This window comes from Klebsiella sp. X1-16S-Nf21 (genome assembly GCF_002837615.1).
Taxonomy (GTDB): Bacteria; Pseudomonadota; Gammaproteobacteria; order Enterobacterales; family Enterobacteriaceae; genus Klebsiella; species Klebsiella variicola.
Window position 1 is genome coordinate 23,406 of the sequence record NZ_PJDK01000068.1, and the last position, 6,238, is coordinate 29,643.

The window sequence follows — 6,238 nt, forward strand, 5'->3', positions numbered from 1 at the left end:
TTTACGCCATAATATCTAAGAATAGAATTTATATTTCATTGCTGTAATCAGGGTAAAACGAGGATGGGCGGCCTTCTGGCATCGGTCTGGAGGGGAAGAAAGCCCGTGGGGGAGGTTATAGGATGAATGTGTGGCCGGCGGGAACGCTGGGTAAAAATGCAGAGAAGGGGGATCCTCTGCATTTTACCCATCACGAAAAAGATCAGTGCAGTGCGGGCCAGTAGCCTTCGTTGGCGACGATCAGTTCATCGAGGATGGCTTTCGCCACCGCGGCGCTGGGCACCGTTTTCGATAGCGTGATGGCCTGCCACAGTTTCTGGTAACTACCCTCAACCCAGGCGTCAACCACCAGCTTTTCGACCGCCACCTGCTGCTCCATCAACCCTTTCTGGAACGACGGGATTTTCCCCATCGCCAGCGGCTCCGGGCCATTGACGCCCACCAGGCAGGGGACTTCCACCATCGCCGTCTCATCAAAGTTGGCGATCGCCCCGTTGTTCTCAACGATCAACAGCATCCGCTCCTGGGTGTTAAAAGCGATGGCGCAGGCGAGGTCGACGATAAAGGTGGCATGGGCCCCGGCATGAAAATGCGCACCTTCCGCCGTGCCCCGACGGGTAATCTCCCGGGCCATATCGAAGACCTCTTTTTCACGTCCGGCCATCACCTCGTTCGCCCGCGTAAAGTCTGGATCGGCGTGCGCCACCTCATAGTCAGGATAGAGGTAGTATTTCAGATAGGTGTTAGGCAGTGTCGACGGATCGAGGGCAAACACATCCTTCACCTTTTTAAAGGTTTCGATCCAGCTTGGCGCTTTATGCTGAAAATCTTCTTTTGGACTGCTGTATCCCTGTTCCGCCACGTGACGCTTCAGCGCCGGCATCAGATCGTTACCGGCTTTATCGGTGATACGGGTCCACCAGCCGAAATGGTTCAGGCCATAGTAGCGGACGTTCAGCGCCTTGCGCGACGGCAGGCCGAGGATGTCGGCAAACAGCCCCTCGATAGCCACCGGCATATCGCAGATGTTGATGATGCGCGCGTCGGGTCGCAGGCGACGGGTGGCTTCCGCGACGATGGCCGCCGGATTGGAATAGTTGAGCATCCAGGCGTTCGGAGCGTATTGCTGCATATAATCGACCAGCTCCAGCACCCCGGCAATGGAGCGCATGCCGTAGGCAATCCCACCCGGACCGCAGGTCTCCTGTCCCGGCACGCCATATTTTAACGGGATCTTTTCATCCTTTTCCCGCATTTCATACAGACCGACGCGAATATGCGCCATCACAAAATCGACGTCAGTGAAGGCCGCCTGCGGATCGGTGGTATAGCTGAACTTCACCTGCGGGAAGCGTTCTGCCACCAGAATAGCGCAGGCGTCGCCGATCGTTTTCTGACGCTGGTGATGGTTGTCGTACAGACGGATCTCCCGCAGGGGAAAGCGCGACATATTTTCCAGCAACATCATCACAATCCCAGGGGTATAAGTACTGCCGCCGCCGGCAATCGTGACCACAAAATTATCTTTCATTTACCACCTCGTTATTCAGTAACACCCAGACTGGCGTTGACCGCCGTTCGAATTTTGTTAACCCCCAGGCCATAGATCACCTGGACATGGTTGCCTTTAATCAGCACGCTGCTCCCGCCGCTCTCTTTCAACAGCGACTGCTGGATGAGGGCGGGGTCGCGCACATCGACCCGCAGACGGGTAAAACAGTTTTCCACTACGCAGACATTCTCTTTTCCGCCCAGTCCCGCAATCACCAGCGTACCTTTATCGGCAATCTCGCTTGCCTGGCCCGTCTGCTCGGAAGGCTCCGCATCGGCAGCCGCTTCACGGCCCGGGGTGAGCATCCGCAGACGGGTAATACAGAAGGTGCCGACCAGGTACATGGTGGCGGTCTCCAGCAGGCCGAGGGCGACAAATACCGGCCAGCGCGTCACGCTGGCGCCGGCAGGGAGGTTATAGACGACAAAATCGATAAGACCGTTGGTGGCGCAGACCCGCACGTGAAGCAGCCAGGCCAGCATCTGGAAAAAACCGTCCAGCAGGGAGTAGATAAGCCACAGCAGCGGGGCGGTGAAGATAAAGAGAAACTCAAAAGGTTCGGTGATCCCCACCAGAACGGAGGTCACAATTAAGGGGATCAGCGTGACTTTAAGCCGCTGCTTATTCTCCGGTTTCGCCGTACGGTAGAAGGCGAGCGCCATGCCGGCGGTGCCGAAGATCTTCACCATCCCGTAGGTTAAAAACCGGGCGGAATCACTCAGCGCCCCGATGGGATGACGGGCGATTTCGGCAAGGAAAATGGGCTTGGCGCCAATAACCGTTTGACCATCAATCAGCAGCTGTCCGCCGATCGAGGTAAAGACAAACGGCGACCAGATCAGATGATGCAGCCCGGTGGGGATCAGGAACCGGTTGAGAAAACCGTACAGGAAGACCCCGATGGCGCCAAAGGATTTCATAAAGCCGGTCAGCGCCGAAATGCCCAGCTCAACCACCGGCCAGAGATAGACGGTGGCGATAGCAAACAGGCCAACCAGCGGCAGCATCACGATCAGCACCAGCTTACTGTTGCCGTAGATCGACAGCGCGCCGCGAAACTCAATGCCGACCACGCGGTTGTGGACAAAGGCGACGGCGCAGCCAAGGATAATCCCAAGGAACACGCCCATATCAATGACCTGAAAGCCAAAGATAAAGGTTTGTCCACTGCCGTACAGTTGCGCGTTGGTGGCACCGGACGCCAGGCGATGGGTCAGGGTCAGCCAGCTATTGTTCGCCGCCAGATACACCAGCCAGGTCATCGCCGCCACGAAGGCCGCTTCGGCTTTGCGGGTTTTCGCCAGGCCGCTGGCCAGCCCAAGGCAGAACAGAAACCCGAGATGGTTCATCAGCGCCCAGAGCATGCTGGAGACGAATTTCCCCAACAGGTAGAGCGCGCTGCTTTCATCCACCCACAGCCGGTTGGTGGTCATGCTGAACAGGGCGATCAACAGGCCGATAGCCGGCAGATATAGCACCGGCCCGATCATTGCTTTGGAAAAGTCCTGAAGCTTTTTCACGCCAATCATGGTTGTCCTCTCGTCTTCGCAGACCTGATGAATAGGCTTATCAGACTAGGAGCAGACCACCGGGATCCCGAGCAGGAAAAGGGCCATCTGTGATGAAAGTCATATATATTGTTGTCGGACAGATATATAAATATGGCGAGATTTATAGATGAGTTAGTGTTGAAATTTTCGCTGCAATGTAAAAATAATCTTTTATTTACATTAAGTTATTCGCTTATTTGTTTGACGAGCGCCACCTTAGCGAGACATCTAAAAGTGATTTATAAAAAGATTGCCATTGAACTGAGGACCCGCATCAACAGCGACGACTATGCCGTCGGCGATATGCTGCCCAGCGAAAAAGCGCTCGCTGCGGAGCTGCAGGTCTCGGTGATGACGCTGCGCAAAGCGCTGGCGCTACTGGAGGAGGAAAAGCTGATCGCGCGGCGGCACGGCAGTGGAACCTGCATTGTGCGTAAAAGTAACTATCACGGGGGAGAACTGGAGGGCTTTAACTACCAGATGCAGGTGGTAGGCGTCACCAACTACCGTAACAAAGTCATTGAATTCACGCTGCTTGATGCTCCTCCGGCCATCGCCCAGCAGTTAAAGATCCAGCCGGGGGAAAAAGTTTACTACGTCAGGCGGCTGCGGCTGATTGATGAGGTCCCGATCCTCGTGGAAAACAGCTATATTCCATTCGCCACCTTTCCCTGGCTCAGCGTGGGTAACCTCGAGCAGTCTAAATTCAACTATTTCAAAAAAGAGTGTCATATCACCATCATCGAGAGCCACCGCAGCTATACGCCGGTGCTGGCGACCCGCGAGCAGGCCGAGCTGCTGCAGGTAGCGCCAAACAGCCTCCTGCTGCGGGTGCAATCGGTGAGTTATGCGCAAAACCGGGCGATCGTCGATTTCTCAGAGATCTACCAGAACACCAGTAAGTACAACGTGAAGCACATTACTCGCCGCTAGCGGATTCAGGTCAGCCATCCCCTGGCGATCAGCTCCATTCCCAGCGCCAGCAGGAACAGCAGAAAGCCCTGACGAAAGCGTCGCGGGCTGAGACGCGAGCGGATCCACTGTCCCAGCCACATGCCGAGTAGCGCGGGCAACAGCGCCAGCCCCGACAGCAGCAGCGAATCAGCATGCCAGCCATCGTGCAGGGAGAGGCCGGCCGCCATCGCCAGGGTGGAGAGGGTAAACGACAACCCCAGAGCCTGCACCAGTTCGTCTCGACGAAAGCCCAGCGTCTGCAGCCAGGGAACGGCCGGAATAACAAATACCCCGGTCGCCCCGGTGATAACGCCGGTCAGACCGCCCATGAGCGGCGACAGCCACTTCTCCACGCGGGCGGAAACCTGCAACGCCGGGCCACAGAGCGCATACCCGGCATAGGCTATCAACACGGTGCCAAGCGCCAGCGCTGAGCACCGAGGATTGAGGCTGATCAGCAGTGACGACCCCGCCAGCGTTCCCATAATAATCCCGGTCATCATAAGCCAGAGGCGGCGCACAATCTGCGCCAGCGCGGGGCCAGCCAGCAACTGCCAGAGATTGGTTAACAGCGAGGGAAGTACCAGCAGCGCCGCTGCGGCCTGCGGCGGCATCAGCAGACCAAGCAGGCCCATCGCCACGGTGGGTAATCCCATGCCGGTCACCCCTTTGACCAGTCCGGCGGCGATAAAGATCAGCAGTAAATAAAAGATGTAGAGATCGAACATCATGGCTCACTTTTCAGGGTAGAAAGGGACATTGAAACCACTGGTCGCTAAAGCCACAATGCGGTATGTTGCCCTAAGACTACGGGAAAACCGAAGGGTGGGGAGGGTGTGATGCGGATGGATCTGGCCGATCTGCGACTGTTTATCGCCATCGTGGATAGCGGCAGTATTACCGGTGGGGCCGCCATGGCCCATCTCGCCCTGGCCTCCGCCAGCGAAAGAGTGCGCAAGCTGGAGGCAGAGGTCGGTGTTCCCCTGTTGCAGCGTCATGCTCGCGGCGTGACGCTGACTGAGGCCGGGGAGGTACTGGCGCGCCATGCACGCCCGCTTCTTGCGCAGCAGCAGCGTCTGCGCCAGGCGATGAGCGCCTTCGCCCGCGGTCAGCAGGGGACGCTGCGGCTGTTCGCCAACACCTCGGCGATGTCGGCTTTTCTGCCGGGCAAGCTCGCCGCCTGGATGGCAGCGCATCCGGCGGTGCAGATCGACACCGAAGAGCGCACCAGCGCGGATATCGTCAGCAGCATTCTGGCGGGTGTGGCGCAGGCTGGAGTGGTGTCCGATGCGGTCGACCCCGGGCCGCTGCATCTGGATCCTGTCGCCGATGATCCCCTGGTGCTGATTGTGCCGCCGACTCACCCTCTGGCCGGCGCGAATGAAGTGGCGTTTGCGGCGGTCATCAACGAGCCGCTGGTCGCCCTCTACCAGACCAGCGCACTGCAGCAGCATATTGAACAACATGCCGCCGGGCTCGGCCAGGCGCTAAACGTCCGGGTCCGGATGAGCCATTTTGAAGGGCTTTGCGAGATGGTGGCTCACGGCGCCGGCGGGGCGATCCTGCCCCGCGTCATTGCCGAACGCTACCAGCAGCGCTACCGGTTTGCCGTCATCGCGCTGCAGGATCGCTGGGCACAGCGCCGCCTGTGTCTGTGTTATCAGGATGATGCCCGGCTGACGCCAGCGATGCGCCGTTTGCTGGCGTGGCTCCGACAGCCGTGAGACCATGAGTGACGGTGTCACTTTTTATGGCGGTTATTGCTACTGACATCCGTGTCAGAGATGCGATAGTAGACGTCCGACATTTATTAACACGCGAATCAGGACAGACAAGATGAGTACATTACCAAAGGTCGCGGTGCTGGGACTCGGCGCCATGGGACATGCTTTTGCCAGCAATCTGCTGAAGAAAGGCTTTACCGTCGCAGGCTGGAACCGTTCGCCAGCACGCGGCGAAGATTTACAGGCGCAGGGATTATCCCTGCATACCACGCCGCAGCAGGCGGTCGCTGATGCCGAGGTGATCATCAGTATGCTCGCCGACGGTCAGGCTACCCTCGAGGTACTGGCGCAAATAGCGCCTGCCTGTCAGCCGCAGGCGATCTATTGTCAGATGGGCACCATTGGCCTGCCGGAGACGCAGGAGGCTATCGCCTTGCTACGGGCGCTTCAGCCGGCGA

Annotated in this window: 6 protein-coding genes; 3 read left to right on the top strand and 3 right to left on the bottom strand. The window is 58.0% G+C overall.

Annotated features, from left to right (window positions below; translation table 11 throughout):
• Positions 1-202: 202 nt before the first annotated feature.
• Both CW267_RS23675 and CW267_RS23680 read right to left on the bottom strand, forming a co-directional pair.
• Positions 203-1,531, bottom strand: a complete 1,329-nt coding sequence (locus CW267_RS23675) for a 6-phospho-alpha-glucosidase (RefSeq protein ID WP_008804902.1) — start codon at positions 1,529-1,531, stop codon at positions 203-205.
• Between the two features lie 11 nt (positions 1,532-1,542).
• On the bottom strand, positions 1,543-3,081 hold the full coding sequence (locus CW267_RS23680; protein ID WP_008804901.1) for a PTS transporter subunit EIIC: 1,539 nt from the start codon (positions 3,079-3,081) through the stop codon (positions 1,543-1,545).
• 255 nt (positions 3,082-3,336) lie between these two features.
• Here CW267_RS23680 and CW267_RS23685 point away from each other — a divergent pair, with 255 nt between their 5' ends.
• Positions 3,337-4,035, top strand: coding sequence for a GntR family transcriptional regulator (locus tag CW267_RS23685; protein WP_032738855.1), 699 nt, complete (start codon positions 3,337-3,339; stop codon positions 4,033-4,035).
• A 5-nt stretch (positions 4,036-4,040) separates the two neighbouring features.
• On the opposite strand, the gene CW267_RS23690 is transcribed toward CW267_RS23685, so the two are convergent.
• Positions 4,041-4,784 carry a sulfite exporter TauE/SafE family protein gene (locus tag CW267_RS23690; RefSeq protein ID WP_100781052.1) on the bottom strand — a complete coding sequence of 248 codons (744 nt, stop codon included), beginning with the start codon at positions 4,782-4,784 and terminating at the stop codon, positions 4,041-4,043.
• A 111-nt stretch (positions 4,785-4,895) separates the two neighbouring features.
• On the opposite strand from CW267_RS23690, the gene CW267_RS23695 reads away from it, so the two are divergent.
• Positions 4,896-5,780, top strand: a complete 885-nt coding sequence (locus CW267_RS23695) for a LysR family transcriptional regulator (protein WP_012541733.1) — start codon at positions 4,896-4,898, stop codon at positions 5,778-5,780.
• Between the two features lie 112 nt (positions 5,781-5,892).
• Positions 5,893-6,238, top strand: a 346-nt coding sequence (locus tag CW267_RS23700; protein ID WP_165787464.1) for an NAD(P)-binding domain-containing protein, incomplete at its 3' end; no start/stop codon positions are given.

Excerpts from the sequence above, each read along its gene's own strand:
- CW267_RS23690 (WP_100781052.1), bottom strand. The coding sequence starts at position 4,784 with ATGTTCGATCTCTACATCTTTTATTTACTGCTGATCTTTATCGCCGCC.
- CW267_RS23680 (WP_008804901.1), bottom strand. The coding sequence starts at position 3,081 with ATGATTGGCGTGAAAAAGCTTCAGGACTTTTCCAAAGCAATGATCGGG.
- CW267_RS23695 (WP_012541733.1), top strand. The coding sequence starts at position 4,896 with ATGCGGATGGATCTGGCCGATCTGCGACTGTTTATCGCCATCGTGGAT.
- CW267_RS23675 (WP_008804902.1), bottom strand. The coding sequence starts at position 1,531 with ATGAAAGATAATTTTGTGGTCACGATTGCCGGCGGCGGCAGTACTTAT.